The sequence below is a fragment of the Paenibacillus sp. HJGM_3 genome, from assembly GCF_045062745.1.
In the GTDB taxonomy this organism is placed as follows: Bacteria; Bacillota; Bacilli; order Paenibacillales; family NBRC-103111; genus Paenibacillus_AA.
In genome coordinates, this window is record NZ_JBJGED010000001.1 from 336,522 (window position 1) to 352,636 (window position 16,115).

The following is a 16,115-nucleotide window of genomic DNA, read 5'->3' on the forward strand; positions in this document are numbered from 1 at the left end:
AATCGTCGCAAATACCTCCGATTGCCGGTACGCGATAAGCTTCTATCGAAGCATTTTCGGGGTAGTGGGTTCGTCCTTGGCGTTGGCGTTCAGTTGGACGGGCGGTGAGGGCATGGGGATGGGTTCGCGACCGCTATTGAAATCGTAGTGAAGGGCTACGTGATTCCGCTATTCTCCCAAAAACTAGAGAAATGAACCCATTGCGGGAACGAGGTTCCTTTATTTAGGGGCAAATTGGGCTAGAGCCGTGCTTTGGAAAGGAATAGCGGAATGTCGTTCTCGTTTCTTTACGAATAAATGCCATTCAGCCCAAATTGCGGAACGACGTTCTTATTCATTCGCTATTTCCCTTTTTCGCCTCTGTTCTTAGCTCAGGGCCTGCCAGGTTCGCCAAAGCCACCCGAAAATTATTAATTCTAGTACGCGCAAAAAACAGGACCCTGATCGCTCGATCCGATCAAGGTCCTGCATATGCTCGGCTCCCTTATGCCGACTGTCCCTCCTGGACGTCATTGCCGCTGTCTTGCTGCAAGTACTCGATTTCATCCAACAGCAGTTCGGCGAAGGCCGAATCGATTTTCTTGCCGGATTGGGCCCGAATTTCGTTAGCAAGTGCCTTCAGGTGATTCCCCGCTTTGTCGGGATCCCCGGACTGCGCCGCTTTCACCTTTTGCAGCAGGCTGCCCAGGATGCCGGGATTCGTGATCTTGCCGGCGTCCCCGCCCGCTTGGATCAGCTCGTCGAGGTGGTTCAGGTCCGTGGCGATCTCAAGAATGAACTGGATTTCGCTTCGATTGCCCGCCTGGTCCCATGCAATAGCTTGAACTGTGTGATTCCCGTGTCCCAAGGCGAAGGGTTCCAACTGGAGCGGGTTACCCACCGGAGCGCCATCCAGCGTTAATTGGATTTCCTTCACACCGCTGAGGTTGTCGGTAGCAAGCACAGGAAGCGACACCGCCTCATACGGGAAGACGGTGATTCGTCCAGGGGACTGGATCACCGGCCCCGTACGGTCGATCGCAATGACCAGCGTCCGGGACGCTTCGGTATTGCCGGCCTTATCGACCGACCGGTATTCCACCGTGTTGCTCCCTTCCGCACTTACGGTGAATTGGCCTTCGTCAGCTTTCTTCCAATCGCCCCCATTGATGCGGTACTGCGATTCTTTCACGCCGATCCCGGTGCCGTCCGTTGCCGTTAAGGTCACGTTCACGTTGTTCCGGTTATAGCGGCCCTCCCCGCTCACACCGTCCGTCGCCGCTTGCGTCACCGGCGCTTCAATATCGGTAGTGATGCGGCCATCGGCTACATAATGGATCGGTGCGGTAAGGCTCTTGACGAAATGAACGGTCCCTTCGATATCTTCCGGCCCTTGGACGACATTGCGGCCGTATTGGCTGATCCGCTTGTATTTATCGGTCGTCTGATTGTACATGAAATTGTTTACCGTAAGCGAATAAATGGCGGTCGGGTTAATTTTCTCCCCATTGTCGAGCATCAGATTGACGATTCGGTTCGTCGTCTTATCCCACGAATAACGGGCTCCCGCGATGAACGAGTCCGGTCCATATTGTGGGCTGATCATCGCGTTAAGAATTTCCTCGAATTGGGCCCCGGTGATGTCCACCTTGACCAGCGTATTGGCGAACGGCTGAATATTGAACAGCTCTCCCCATGTAACCGGACCGACATCCAGGTTGTCCCGGACACCCCCGCCGTTCATGAGAGCGAAGTCGCTCTTCATTTCGTATTTCATCCCGTCCGCAATCAGATTGCCAAGCGCGTTGTCGCCCAAAATGTCCTTGGTCGGATACCCCTTCGTGAGAGGAAGCTCATTCGTGCCTACAACCGCATTGACTTTGGGCGCCACCATGTCCTGATACTTTTGCAAAATCGCCCCGACTTCCGGATCCGGCGTGATGCCCGATTGGATGACATCGACGATCTCCGCGGATTTGCGGACGACGTCGTGGGTGACAGGGTCGATATCCAGGTCGATATCCACGATCGCATCGCCATATTCCCACGCTTGAACGATCAGCTTGTTGTCTACCGTCCCATTTAGCTTCACATGATTATGCGCGGCATAAATCACGTCTACAGCATCGTTCACGCGGTTCGCCATGTCGGCGATTTCGCCCGTCACGACGGTTCCGTTCTGGTCGCCCGGCACGTGAGCGAGGACGACAATCGCTTCTACGCCCTGTGCTTGCAGCTCAGGCACATATTTGTTCACCGCTGCGGCTTCGTCGGTGAAGCGGACGTTCGTGATGCCGCTTGGCATTACGATGCTCGGGGTAGCGGTCGTGACGACGCCAATGAAGCCGATTTTTTGCCCGCCTACCTCTTGAATGCTATAAGGAGGGAGCACCAGCTTGCCCGTATCTTTGTACTCCACATTCGCTGCTGCCACAGGGAACTTCATCCCTTGGTAGTTCTTCGTGCCGTTCGGGTGGTCGCCGCCTTCGATCAGCCGCAGCATCTCGTCGACGCCTTCGTCGAACTCATGATTACCGAGTGTACCGACGTCGAAGCCGAGTGCGTTCATGATCTCGACGGTAGGCTCATCCTGTAGTAAGGCCGACACCGGCGAGCTGCCGCCGACCATGTCGCCGGAATGCATCAGCAGCGTGTTCGGGTTCGTCGCTTCGCGCTGGCGCAAGTACGCGGCGAAATAATCCGCGCGGCCGAATGTCATCCCCGGACGCTTCGGGTCCGTGGCGGTCACATCGATTTTGCCGTGCAGGTCGTTCATCCCCAGCAGCTGCACCTTCACATTCCCCTGCGGTTCGGTTCCTAGGGGCGTGTAGCCGTTAGCTTTCGCCTCTTCCTCCGAGGCAAAGAAGACGCGGGCCTCTACGGGAACATCCGCCCACTTGTCCGGAGCGACGAACGTTTTCGTATAGAAATCTCCTACATACCGAAGGAGACCCTTGCCCTGCTCCCGCGCCCGGAAGACGAACGGCAGCTCCTGCAGCGGATTCGTCTCGCTCCAGATGCCGCGCTTCGCGTCATGGGCTTCCTTGACCGCCCGCGAATAAGTCTCGTAATCGTTGCCGATCGGCCATATGAAGTAAGATACGGCATAGCCTTGCTTGACCATCTCCACATTGACGTTCATGCCGTCGGAGCGGCGGATCACTTGCGCCAGCAGGCGGCCGTAATCATCGGTCGCTTCCTCGCCTACTCGAAGCGTAATCTCGTCGCCGGCCTTCAGCAGCGTGTTGATATAAGCTTTGGCCGCTAGACCGTGGTCCATCTGGTTCTGGTCGGCCTCCGTTACGACCTTATGGTACGTCTCCGGCGTGTCGATGTTGACGAACCGCACGGTGTCGGCCCCCAGTACCGGCACGGTCAGGTGAATCGTATCCCCGTCCACGACACTGGCGACCGTGGAGGCATAATCCCCGGCAGCCTGCGGAGCCGGAGGCTGAGGATTCGACAAGACGAGATCGGCGGATTTCCTCGGAAGCAGCTGGTAGCTGTTATATTGGCTGAGCACGCCCGTAATGTCATACCACTTGCCCGTTTGAAGCTGGCTGACGTCCAGCGCCTCTTCCATGACGCGCAGAGTGATTCCATGGAACGCTGCATCAATCAGTGAAATATTATAACCACCGCCTGCCGGAGTCGCCGGAATGTCCTTGATGTAGCCGCTTAGCTTCACCAGTTGGCCTTCTAGCAATTCCGCCTGATAGGTGTCCCCCGTCACCGTAGCGATCGTGGTCGCTTTGGGGGCCGGCAACGGTTGGCCGGAAGCCAGCTTCACGATGCCGTTCGCCGCAGGAGCGATCTCCGCCAGTCCCCGGTAATCCTGGATCACGCCGGTTACTTTGACTTGGTCGCCTTCCCGAAGATCCGTCGGTACGGTGTCGAACAAGTTGATCCCGCCGGTCGCATCCTGGATATACGTGGACAGCTTGCCGCCTCCGATGGCGGCATTATCCGCCGTCACGACGCCGGTTACGATAACCGTCTGTCCCAGCTTCTTTTTGGCTTCCGCAATAGACAGTTCCGTCGGCGTCGGATTCGGATTCCCCGAGCCGTCCTTCACGATCGCCGTCGGGCTTTTGAGCCCCGGTGCCGTGAAGTAGGCCGTAAGCGTACCGGTTACGCGGATTTTGGCGCCGATCAAGCTGGGGTTCGTCTTCAAGCCGAACGCAGCTTGATAAGCCGGTGTAATCTGCACCGGCAGGATCTTGGACGGCGACCTCTCTAGCGGGTCGTCCGCCAGAGCCAAGTTCGTATCGCCCGAGAACGGCGCGTTAAAGTTGTACGATTTGTTGCCCACCGTGTGCCCAACGATATAGCCTTCTACTGTTGCTGTACCCGTATTGTTCGCAATGGCCTCGGCTACCGTTATGGTTCCGGATTCCGCGCTCGCAACGTGTGCAAACACGGGAACAACCGATGTTACCATTAGGATCGACAGCATCAACAATAAGGCAAATCTACTAAAATTCGTCTTCATATTCCCTCCCCTAAAATGTGGCTTCAAAATTATAATAGGGGGCATTTGTTAAATGACCCCCTACTCTATGTTAAGTTTCTATTACAAATTGATTGCGTTCATAGAATAGAGGCCGCCGATTCAATCGGCAGCCTCTGGCTTACGTATACGCTTATTTAATCGCGGCTTCGTCCAGATATTGCAGCCACTGCTTTTTATACTCGGCCTGGATTTTGTCTAACCCGGCCGCCTTGGCTTTCTCCATGAACAGCTTCAAGCCGCCTTCCACATCGTCTACGAGACCCATTTCCAGCGGTGCGAGATACTGCTTGGCCACTTGCTCCAGAGCGGCTCTCTCCGCCTGATACGCCGTATAGTCTTCGGCGAAGCCGGAATAAATATCGGGCTTGGCGATCTTGTCGAGCTGCGCGAAAATTTCCTTGACGCCGTCATAGCCTTTGTCGAACAGCATATACTCGGGATTTCTCCACGACCAGCCGTTCATCGCTTCGCGCGGGAACCCGTTCGATTTGCTGTCCCCGATCATCTGGTAATAGCCGTTGTCGACCTTGTAGTTGACCCCTTCGATGCCGTATTCGGTGAGCTGATTGTACTGCTTGTCGGTCACCAGCTTCTCGTAGAAGGCCAGGGCCCGCTCCGGATTCTCGCTGCTCTTCGGAATGGCGAATCCGTTGCCGATCGGAGAGACCGGGGTCGCGTAACCCTTGATGAACGGGAACGGCGAGTAGGCCAGCTTCCAGTCCGGATGCGCCGCTTGCGTCTTCGTGTTCATATCGTTGAACATCGACGGATTATGCGAGAACAGCGCCGCGGACTTGCCGTTGATGACCAGATTGTTGCCCAACTCTTTTTCATTGAGCACGTTTTTGGACCAGAAGCCTTTATCCGCCCAGCTCTTCGCTACTTTCAATCCTTCCAGATGGGCCGGAGATCCCCAATATGCGGTCATCTCGCGAGGCTTGCTGTAGGAGGCGGTCATCCCGTACGGGAACGATCCGGCGGGATCGACGGTCAACTCCATATAGTTGCGCATATTGAAGCCCGATGCGAGCGGGAATAAGTCGGGAACGTTTTTCTTGATACCGTCCAAATACGTCTCGAAGGTCGCGATCGATACGGGCTTAGGCAGATTGAACTTCTGCCTGAGATCTTCCCGGTAAATAAATCCTCCGGTCGTATATTCTTTGTACGTCGAAGGCACCGTATAGATTTTACCGTCGATCTTGGCCGAACTCCACATATCCTTCGGCACGAAGCTGTTCAGCTTCGGCGCCACCTTGGGCAGCAGCTCGTCCAGCGGCAGGAACGCCCCCTTCTTCGCATACTGCTGGTAGCCGAACCAATTCGCCGTGTAGATCAGATCGATAGGCTGGCCGGAAGTCAGCAGCAGCTTATACTTGGTCGTGTTGTCGGTCCACGCTATATAATTGAATTTCACGGTGGCGTTCAAATCTTTCAATGTAAGCTCGTTGATTTTCGCTTCGATGACCGACAAATCTTTGGGCGGGTCCCCCAGCATATAAAACTGCAATTCTACCTTTTTGGAAATGTCCAGGCCTGGGGGCGAGCTTGCGGTACTCGTGTTGCTTGCCGTGTCCTTCGTCTTGCCGGCACATCCGGCGATCATAACGACAACCAGCGCCATGACGACCGATCGCGACAACATACGGATGGTCTTGCTTCTCATGTGAATCGAATCCTCCCTTTGCTCTCCTAAAGTTTATCATACTATGTTAACCGGCGGGCTGCGGAACACATGTACCGCGCCAGGTTTAACCTTTGACCGCGCCAATCGTCAAGCCTTTGACGAAATACCGCTGCACGAACGGATAGAGGAACAGGATCGGCCCCGTTACGATAAGCGACATGGACAGCTTCGTCGACTCCATCGGGATATCGCCCGACAGCGTGACCCCGGAGCTCACCCCAAGATCGGCCAGGAAGGACATCGTGTTAATAATGTTGTACAGATAAAACTGCAGCTCGTATTTGTCGGGATCATTGATGAACAGCGATGACAAAAACCAGCCGTTCCAATACCCGAGCGCCATGAACAGGCCGACCGTGGCGAGGCCCGACGTAGCTAGGGGAAGCACGATACGGTAGTAAATTTTAAAATCGTTCGCTCCGTCGATTTTGGCGGATTCGATGACCTCGTCGGGAATCGTCGCCTTGATGAAGCTTCTCATCAAGATGATCAGGAACGGCGAAGCCAAGCCTGGAAGGATGAGCGCCGCGTACGTGTCGGTCAGTTTCAGGTAAGAGGTCATCAGAATGTACCACGGTACGAGTCCCCCGCTGAACAGCGTCGTGAAGTAAATGTAAAACATGAATTTGTTGCGGTATTTGAAATCCCGCCGCTGCAGGACGTACCCGGCCATCGTCGTCATGAACAGCCCGATCGACGTGCCGACCGCCGTCACGAACGTTGTAACGCCATACGCCTTCAGGATCGGCTCGGACGAAGCGAATATCGTTTTATAGCCGGCGAGCGAGAATTGGGTGGGGATCAGCCGATAGCCGTCCCGGACGATGGATTCGTTCAGCGTCAAGGACCCCGACAGAATGAGCAAAAACGGAAACAGACACACTAGCGCGGCGAGCGTGACGACGGTGTAGGCGAACACGCTAAAGGCGACGGATTTCTCGGCAGCTTTCACATTCATAATCAAACCTCCTGAGCCGGTTAAAACAAGGCGTAATCTTCATTGATTTTCTTGATCGCATAGTTGACGGTCACGATCAGCACGAAGCCGAAGATGGACTGGTACAGTCCCGCCGCGGTCGCCATGCCGATATCGAACGTTTCCTTAAGCGACCGGAACACATACGTATCGATGATGTCGGTGCTCCCGAACAGCAAGCCGTTGTTCCCGATGAGCTGGTAGAACAAATCGAATTGGCCTTTCATGATGCTGCCGAGGGAGAACAGAAGCAGCAGCACGAACGTCGGCTTCAGCATCGGGACCGTAATGTACCAAATTCTCTGAAACAGACGGGCTCCGTCGATACGGGCGGCTTCGTAATACTCGTCGCTGATGCCGGTAATGGAAGCGAGATAAATAATCATGCTGTAGCCGATGTGCTTCCACAGGTAGAACACGACGAGCAGGATGACCCAGACCCAGGGCGTGTTGTAAAAGTTGAACGGCTCCAGGCCGAGCGACTTCAAAAACGTATTCACAAAGCCGGTTTCGTAATTGAACATGTTGTACGAGATGGCGCTCAGCAGGACGAACGACACGAAATAGGGCAAAAACAAAACGGATTGCGCTATTTTTTTGAAAAGCTTCCCGTGGATCTCGCTAAGCAGGATCGCCAAGACGATCGCGAGCACATTCTTAAAAAAGATAAAGGCCACGTTGTAGCCGATCGTATTGAGCGTGAGCTCCACGAGCTTGCCGGATTTCCACAAAAAGGCGAAGTTGTCCAGCCCGACAAAAGGGCTTCCGAACAGCCCCCCGCGAAAATCGAAGCGCGTAAACGCAAAATAAATCCCGACCATCGGCACGTAAGAATTGATGAGAAAAAACAAAAGGGTCGGCAATAACATCAGAAACATAAGCTTGTTTTTGTTCAGTTCATTCCAAAATCCTCGTCTAGGCACGTATTCCGTTCCTCCCTGGCTGCAAACTGGGTAGTCGGCTGGTCCGACCTACCTGCCACCCGCTCCCTATCGTAGGGGAAGTCGAGTTGCAAATAAACTCCACATTGCATCACAAAGATGAAGGATTCGCCGTATGTGCACTTGCACCGAGAGTGAACAATTCGTACTCGAATGCTGTTTTTCTACTTTTTCACGGCCCCTATGGCATCGCGGCGGCGGGTAAGCTATACTTTGTGGAAATGACCGCCGGCGAAAGGATGAGCAGGGAGTGAACCCGAGCGAGAACAGGAAGTTATACAAAAACATTTTGATCAGCCTAGCCGTCAGTATCGCGCTTACTCTGCTGATCTCTTCCGCGCTGCTCATTATGAATTTCGAAAGCATCGCCATCCGGCAAGTGTCCCGGTCCGATCTGAACTCTCTGAAGCAAGCAAGCCAGGAAGCGGCCAAAATGACGGATACGGCCAAGACGCTGTCGTTTCAAATTTACGGGGACTTGACGATCTCCAAGCTGGTCTTTTTCCCGAACCCCGACATCTACGACGTCACGCTCGCCATGCAGCAATTGAACAACTACCGTCTGTCGATGCCGTTTATCGAATCGATCTACGTGTACAATGCGAGCTCCGGGATGTACTACATCAGCTCGAACACGTTCCGCAACGGGAGCCAGACGGAGAAGGAATTGGACGACCGGGGGATTGTGGACATCCTCCATAACCTCAAGGAATATCGCCCGTATTATCCGATCCCAAGGACGTATACGATCGGAGACGGGAAACAAGTGAGCAGCTATTCCTACCTGTCCTACGACATGCTCGAGAAGAAGACGAGCGCGGCCGTCGTAGTCAATATAGCCGAATCCTGGGTCAATCAGGACTATGGCGGCTTAAGTCGAGCCGGCTCCGGCGCCAAGACGTTCATTATGAACGAACAAGGCATCCTGCATTCCCGCAGCGGGAGCGATCCGATGCTGACCGACTACTCGGGCAAAGGTTATATCCGCAACATACTCGAAAACGGTGCCGACTCCGACTATTTCGTGGACACGGTGGACGGCGTCAAGTCGCTCGTCTCTTACACGGCTCCGGATGCGCTGGGCTGGAGGTATGTGCGGACAACGCCATATGGGGAGATTACCCGCGAGATCACCAGGATGAGGACGAAGACGATCACCTTCAGCTTAGCGGTGCTGCTGTTCGGATTGCTGCTGTCCGTGGCCGCTACCCGCAAGCTGTACGGTCCGATCGATAAAGTACTGAACCGATTGAAAGCGCTTGAGACCGAACGAAGGAATAACCAGCACATCGTGAAGCAGCATTTTCTAAGCAACATCTTGCTGCGCAGGGAAGTGTACAGCCCGGAGGCGCTGCAGCACAAATTGATCCAATTCGGCTCGCCCATCCGAGTGGATCATCATGCCCGGTTGATCTTGTTCAAAATGGACCGTTTCGCGGAGTGCGCCGAGCAGTACCGGGACCACATCAAGCTGGTCAAATACGCGATCATGAACATTTGCACCGAGATCAGCGCCTCTGCGTTTCACGCGGAAGGCGTCGACATTGGGGATGACCGGGTGCTGCTCTTGCTCGCCAGCGACGATCCGCGGCGTATTTCCGATCCCGAGGCTCTGGAACGCATGCTTCATTCGATACAGGAAGCGGTACGGGATCATCTCCGTATCTCGCTTTCCGTGACCGTAAGCCCGGTCCGACCTTCTGTCGACCAAATTATCCTGCTGTACAACCAGGTCAAGGAGGCTTCGCTGCACCGGCTGTTCTATGGGCACGGCTGCCTCTTGTGGTCCGACGAGATCATGAAGCTGAAGCAGAAGGACTATGCCTTCCCGGTTCATCGGGAGAAGCAGCTGGTCGATTGCTTGATGACGGGGAAAAGCGAGGAAGCCAAAAGCATTTACTCGGAGATGGTGCGGGCTACAGCGGAATACCCGTACAGCGTCGTACAGTTGACCATCTCCCATCTGACCTTCACCGTGATCAACGTCGTCAATACGATCCGGAAGAATAACGCCGTTGCCGTCGAAGCCGATTTCGATTCCGCCCTATCCTCGCTGAACCAAGTGGAAGTGATAGAGGAAATCACGGGGCAATTTTTCGGGATTTTCGATCGGCTGAGCAAGCAGCTGGAGGAGAAGCGAAGCTCGAAGCAAGAGGATTTGATCAAACGAATTAATGAGATTATCGAGCGGGAATACGCCAACCCGAACCTCTGTCTGAACTCGATCGCGGACGAGCTCGACATGTCGCCGATCTACATTAGCCGGCTCTACAAGCAGCTGACTTTCTTCGCGCTGACGGACGTGATTCAAGAGGTGCGCATGAACAAATCGAAGCAGCTGCTCCTGGAATCCGATTATTCCGTAGCGGATATCGCCAGGCTGATCGGATTCACGAACAGCTCGTACTTTTACCGCATGTTCAAAAAGAGCAACGGCGTCACCCCGAACGATTACCGCAAGCAAGCCCCGCGTACGGAGACGAGCTGATCATGAGGAAACATAACGAAGAGGGTCTTTCGCTTGAGCCAAGCAAAAGACCCTCTTCAAGTACTCTTACTATAGAATCAGACAAACCTTACTTGCGTTCTCTGACGGAGCAGCTCCACGATCCCTTTGGCGATTTTTTGAACCCCTCTCTCAATTAGCTCCTCTTCTACTTGGGAGATACTGAGACGAATGACGTTTTCTTTCACGAATTCAGAGAGATACATACGCCGTGCATCGTCCGCGAACACACGGTCCTCCCGGAGGTGGTGCAGCAGCTGCTTCGCTTTGAGCGGTGCCGGCAGCTCGATCGTGGAGTAGAACCCGGACAGCGAACCCGAATAAGAGACGGAAGCAGGCAACAACGCCTCGTACGCCTGCTGCAGCAAGGCAGCCTTCCGGCTGTACAGCTGCCTCATCCGGTCGATATGCGCACTGAACATCCCGCTCTGGAGGTAAATCTCCAGCGCACCTTGCGTGAGCATGGGCGAATGAACGTCCGCCGCGAATTTGGCCTGCAGGAAGGTGTCCCTCAACTCATCGGGAAGCACCGCCAGACCTAGTCGCAAGCCGGGCAGCATAACCTTCGAGAAGCTTTTCACATAAATGACTCTTCCGGACGGATCGTAGGCAAACATAGGGTCCGCTTTCCGGTTCGAATCGAGGTCGCCCATGTAGTCGTCTTCGATGATATAGACATCGTATTGCTGAGCCAGCTCTACGATCCGCCGCTTCTCCTCGTTCGAATAGCTGTACCCCGTCGGATTGTGAAACCGGGACACCGTGTAGAACAGCTTGATGTCGTGATGCCGGAACAGCTCCTCCAATCGCTTCAGATCGATGCCGTCTCGCCTGACTTCGATTCCGTACGCCGTCATCTGATGCTGCCGAACGGATTCGATAAATCCGGCATGCGTGGGCTGTTCGAGGCAAATGTTGCGTTTCCCGTTCGGAAAAGGCAGAGACACGAGCAGATGCAGCGCTTGCTGCGAGCCGGTGACGACATAGATTCGCTCCGGGATCGTGAACACCTGCAGCTCTTGCAGATGCCGGGCCAGCTGAACCCGCAGCGAAGGCAGGCCTTCAATGTCCGAATATGTGAACATGTCTTGCTTATATCGTTCTATCGCCTGATTGATACAATGCTGGAAGTCGCGGTACGGCATTGCGTGCCTATCGGGGCCTGCCGACAGGAAATCGATATCGGCCGCAGCTTCTTCCGCGTGATCCCGAGCCCGGTAACCGTCCACGACATAGTAGCCGCTCTGGGGCACCGAATAAATCAAATGCTTCTTCTCCAGTTCGTCGTACGCTTTAATAACCGTGTTCTTGCTGCAAGCGAAGTCTTGGGATAACGTCCGGATGGAAGGAAGCTTGTCCCCCGGCTTCAGTACGCCGGTCTCGATGCGCTGTACCATCTCTCCCACAATTTCTTCGTATAGCATTCTCTTCTCCCCTTCCTGTGAACTGTACGGGTACAATCCGGTAAAAACGCCATTTAGCATTGGACGGCCGCCCCGTATACTCAACATGACGAAACGCACTTCGTGGGGAAGTCTGTTTAGTCATTATGCTAATCTTCGAGGAGGAATGCAAAATGAAGAGAATGAAGAGAATGAAGAATGTCGCCCTGCTGTTCTTGGCCTTGATGCTGACGGTCTCCCTCGGGAGCATCGCAAACGCCAAATCCGAGACGAAAGAGCTTCATGTCGAGGACCTCTTCCATGGAGTTCCCGGCACGACCGTAATCAAGAACCTGAAGACGGATAAAGTGTACACGTACAACCTCGAGAGGAGCAACACGCGGTACACCCCGGAATCGTCATTCAAAGTACCGAACGCGCTAATCGGGTTGGAAGAACATGCCGTCCAGGACGAATACGAAGTGAAGCGTTGGGACGGAGTGGTACGGCAGTTCGACGTCTGGAACCGGGATCACACGCTCGCTTCCGCCATGAGGCATTCCGCGATCTGGTATTATCAAGCAATGGCGCGGGATATCGGCCCTGAGCGGATGCAGACGAACCTGGACCGGATCGAGTATGGCAATCGTGATATCAGCGGCGGCATCGATACGTTTTGGTTGAACAGCAGCCTGACCATCTCGGCCCAGGAACAGGCTCATTTCATGGAGGAGCTGGTGGAGGAGACGCTGCCCTTCGGCGAGCAGACGATGAAGACGGTCAAGCGGATTATGATCGATAACGAACAGGACGACTATACGATTCATGGCAAAACGGGAACGAGGTTGTCCGATATGGGACTGGGCTGGTATGTCGGCTATGTGGAGACGGACCGCGGGACGTGGGTGTTCGCCACCAATGTCGACAGCAGCGGTACGACGGCCAAAACCATTACGCTGGAGTGTTTGGAGGAATTGAATATTTTTTGAGTTTCCTCCAAAGCCTTGAATTTCAACGGGATGTTGAGATTCAAGGCTTTTTGCGAGGGGATCATCGATTATGGAGGCAAAATAATAGGCGTTAATTGGGGTATTTCGGAATTTGCCCCTTCAAGCGGTCCTTTTCATCGTAGATTACCACGCTCATATGTTTGAATGTTTTCCTTAGTTCGAATAACTGTTTTAATGCTTCCTCCTTTGTCATCGGTTCCCCAATTCTCTTTCCCTTATGAGCTATATAGTACTTGTACACTCTCCATCCCTATTGATTGATTCATTTTGTATCATTATCATTTCGAAAATATCCAATTATTTCAACCCTTTTATTTTCAATGAAGAATATAAGAAAAAGAGCCGCAAAATAGCGACTCTTGTAGGTTCACTATAGGCAAACTAATCTTTCATGCTTAAGAAATGGGCCTGATTATGATTTTATCCCATGCAGCTCCAGCCGATGCGACACATTGCCCTCCCCCGGCTCTGCATGAAACCCCAACGATCGGTAGAAACGGTCGGCCTCGGGGGATTCGGTAAAGAGCGTCAGTAGCGTGTAATGCTGCTTCGCCTCCTCGATGATGGCGGCCATCAACCGATGCCCTACGCGGTTTCGGCGATAGCCGGGGCGGACATATACGCGGCGCACTCGTCCGACCCGCGGATTGTGCGAGTAAGGGTCCCGATTCAGCCCGCACACGCCCACGATTTTGCCACCAAGCACAGCGCCAAGCAATATTTCTCCGGGTCTATCGAACCGATTCGTTCCGGTGCCATAATCGTCGATCAACCGCCGGATATGCCGGTGGCCCTCTCGTACACTATCCTCGGCCAATTCGGACAAGTTGTCTCCGATTTCATGCAAAGGAACAATCATGAGGTCATCCATCCGCTTTTTCCTCCCTACTCAAGTCACATTATTATTGCGACCCACCATATAAGACTTAGGACTAACACCTGCCTCGCGACCGGGTTCCGGCTCCGACCAAGGTCGGGCCCCGAACTATCCCTCGGTTCGTTCCGTACGGCCTTCCACTCCCGATATACTGGAGCTATACAAAACACCGTGAGGACTTTACAGGCCACTTTTTTTACGGAGGAATCGTTCCCATGACGCACCATAAGTATATCTATATCGTGCTGACCGATACGGGCACTCTGCTCAACCGGTTGATCCGGCTCTACACGGGAGACTTACTGAATCACGCTTCCCTCTCTCTGGATGCGGGCTTGCAGCACGTCTACAGCTTCGGGCGAAAAGATCAACGCAACCCGTGGCTCGGAGGCTTCGTCCGGGAGAACATGCGCGGCGACCTGATGCGGCGCGCCCAATGCGCCGTCTATCAGATTCGGGTGACGGCCCGACAATATGACCACTTGAAATCTATCATCCGTGCGTTCGAGCAGAACGAACACCAGTACTCCTTCAACCTGCTGGGGTTGATCGGCGTCGCCTGCGGCATCCCCCTGAAACGGAAGCATAAGTTTTTCTGCTCGGAGTTCGTCGCCCATGTCTTGTCCCGCGCGGGCATCGAGGCGGTCGACAAGCCTACCGGCCTCGTGCGCCCGTGCGATTTCGCCAAGTCGCCGGCCTTGAAGCCGGTGTACGAGGGGCCGGTCCTCGACTACCTGGAGTCCGGCCGATCCGTAGAGTGCGTCTCGTAAAGAGACGGCGGTTGCATCGATGGGCTTACGTGCCGGTACCGCGCGGTTAGTACAGCTCCGGCGGCTTGACCGGCTTGGAGCCGATCCGTCGGACGACGTCCTCCAGCGACTCGGGAGCGAGGAGCTCGACCGGCGAGAAGCCTTTCTCGAAGCGGAACGCATCCCCCTCCAGCAGCAGCACATACCTCCCGCCAACTTGGGCGATGTGAAGCGTATCGCCGAAATCCGCCAGCTTCGCTTTCACGAGGACATCGTCCAGCTTGAACTTCAGCTCCAGCTCCGGCTTTTCCTCGATCAAGCGTTGGGACGCCTCGATGACCTGCTCCGTGCTCCATTTCTCCTGCAGATTTCGCTTGTCGCTCGCCGCCCACAGCTCCAGCTCTTTCGCCTCTCGAGCTTGCTCGGCGGAAGCGTGGACCGGTAAGCGAATCGGACTCTCGGCGTAATCTTCGGATGCCGTTTCACCATGGATCGCCTGATAAGGGTCGCCGTCACGGAAGCTTCCGGGTTCAGGCTCATGGGCGCCTGCTGTCCAGTTAGTGTCAACGGTTCCAGCATCCATCGTCGACCCCATCGGCTCCTCATCTGCGGCTCCCCGCTCTCCGTCTGTGGAATTGCCGACACTTGGTCCAGCATCCCATCCTTCATACGCCGCGGCGTTTTGCATTCCTTCGGAGCCTCGGCCGCCTCCAGCGCTCCAGCCGTTCCCATCCGAGGCGCCATACCCCTGACGAGAGCTGCGTCCGCCTTGCCACTTGTTGTCCATGTACTCCTGCACCATGTCGAACACTTGGTGGCTGATGATTTCAGGCATCGATTTTTCATACGAAATGTACTTGAGGAAGTCCTCGAAGTAGCGCGCATGCGACGCCTGATGCACCTTCAGCTCCCACTCGTCCAGCATCCCTTCCTCTTGCATATGGGGATACTGGATCGACTTCATATTCTTCGCGTTGATCGCCATCTCCACATGCGTAATGAGAGAATGCTCGTCCGAGATACGCGCGATCTTCGGCTCGAAATCGCATTTCATCACGAACACGAACGGCTCGCTCGACACCCGCTCCGCCCGCGCCCGGGCAATGATCAGCGCTCCGCCTCGCATGGCGCTCGCATTCATATAGGTGCGCACCAGCTCATCCGCGCAGCCGAAGAAGTAATCCTTCGTCGGCTCCGCCCGCAGACGGTGGAACAAGCTGTAGTTCGGGTTGCTCGCCAGGTCGTACCCCGGCTCTATGAGGAAGCGCCCGATCTTCGTCGGCGGCTGCTCGGAGTTCGGATGCTTCTCGACCTTGCGCTTGATGATGCGGGTAAACTCCCCGTCCAGAAATTCCTTCAGCTCGCTCCCAGCGTAAGCCTCGCGGTCAAGTGTCTTGTAATGCTTGAAATGCCGGTCCGACCCCTCGGTCTGGATGACGAAAAACGATAAGTATTCTACTGTGAAATCCATCCTGCCGCTCCCTTTGCCGAATCA

General features: G+C 54.7%; 10 protein-coding genes. 3 read left to right on the top strand and 7 right to left on the bottom strand.

The genetic code is table 11. The features are described 5' to 3' along the window. Window positions 1-484: 484 nt before the first annotated feature. The 4 genes from ACI5FR_RS01470 to ACI5FR_RS01485 all read right to left on the bottom strand — a co-directional run bounded on the left by ACI5FR_RS01470 (window position 485) and on the right by ACI5FR_RS01485 (window position 8,033). The gene (locus tag ACI5FR_RS01470) at window positions 485-4,471 is read right to left on the bottom strand and encodes a DUF6359 domain-containing protein (protein ID WP_405449337.1); all 3,987 of its coding nucleotides are present in this window, start codon (window positions 4,469-4,471) and stop codon (window positions 485-487) included. A gap of 151 nt (window positions 4,472-4,622) precedes the next feature. Further along, a complete protein-coding gene (locus ACI5FR_RS01475; RefSeq protein ID WP_405449340.1) occupies window positions 4,623-6,158 on the bottom strand; it encodes an extracellular solute-binding protein in 1,536 nt (511 codons plus the stop codon). A gap of 85 nt (window positions 6,159-6,243) precedes the next feature. Next, complete coding sequence (locus ACI5FR_RS01480; protein WP_405449343.1) at window positions 6,244-7,137, bottom strand: carbohydrate ABC transporter permease; 894 nt, start codon at window positions 7,135-7,137, stop codon at window positions 6,244-6,246. Between the two features lie 20 nt (window positions 7,138-7,157). Continuing rightward, window positions 7,158-8,033, bottom strand: a complete 876-nt coding sequence (locus ACI5FR_RS01485) for an ABC transporter permease (protein ID WP_405449801.1) — start codon at window positions 8,031-8,033, stop codon at window positions 7,158-7,160. A gap of 313 nt (window positions 8,034-8,346) precedes the next feature. On the opposite strand from ACI5FR_RS01485, the gene ACI5FR_RS01490 reads away from it, so the two are divergent. After that, window positions 8,347-10,584: a helix-turn-helix domain-containing protein gene (locus ACI5FR_RS01490; RefSeq protein ID WP_405449346.1), complete on the top strand. Its 2,238-nt coding sequence runs from the start codon at window positions 8,347-8,349 to the stop codon at window positions 10,582-10,584. A gap of 77 nt (window positions 10,585-10,661) precedes the next feature. On the opposite strand, the gene ACI5FR_RS01495 is transcribed toward ACI5FR_RS01490, so the two are convergent. After that, the gene (locus ACI5FR_RS01495) at window positions 10,662-12,026 is read right to left on the bottom strand and encodes an aminotransferase-like domain-containing protein (protein ID WP_405449349.1); all 1,365 of its coding nucleotides are present in this window, start codon (window positions 12,024-12,026) and stop codon (window positions 10,662-10,664) included. 152 nt (window positions 12,027-12,178) lie between these two features. Between ACI5FR_RS01495 and blaOXA the strand changes: the two genes are divergently transcribed. Further along, window positions 12,179-12,973, top strand: a complete 795-nt coding sequence (gene blaOXA, locus ACI5FR_RS01500) for a class D beta-lactamase (protein ID WP_405449352.1) — start codon at window positions 12,179-12,181, stop codon at window positions 12,971-12,973. 433 nt (window positions 12,974-13,406) lie between these two features. Here blaOXA and ACI5FR_RS01505 read toward each other — a convergent pair whose 3' ends face one another. Continuing rightward, window positions 13,407-13,865 (bottom strand): GNAT family N-acetyltransferase, encoded by a 459-nt coding sequence (locus tag ACI5FR_RS01505; protein WP_405449356.1) that lies wholly within the window; start codon window positions 13,863-13,865, stop codon window positions 13,407-13,409. 221 nt (window positions 13,866-14,086) lie between these two features. On the opposite strand from ACI5FR_RS01505, the gene ACI5FR_RS01510 reads away from it, so the two are divergent. Then, window positions 14,087-14,641, top strand: a complete 555-nt coding sequence (locus tag ACI5FR_RS01510; protein WP_405449359.1) for a hypothetical protein — start codon at window positions 14,087-14,089, stop codon at window positions 14,639-14,641. Between the two features lie 46 nt (window positions 14,642-14,687). Here ACI5FR_RS01510 and ACI5FR_RS01515 read toward each other — a convergent pair whose 3' ends face one another. After that, a complete protein-coding gene (locus tag ACI5FR_RS01515) occupies window positions 14,688-16,091 on the bottom strand; it encodes a DUF3900 domain-containing protein (RefSeq protein WP_405449362.1) in 1,404 nt (467 codons plus the stop codon). Window positions 16,092-16,115: the final 24 nt, after the last annotated feature.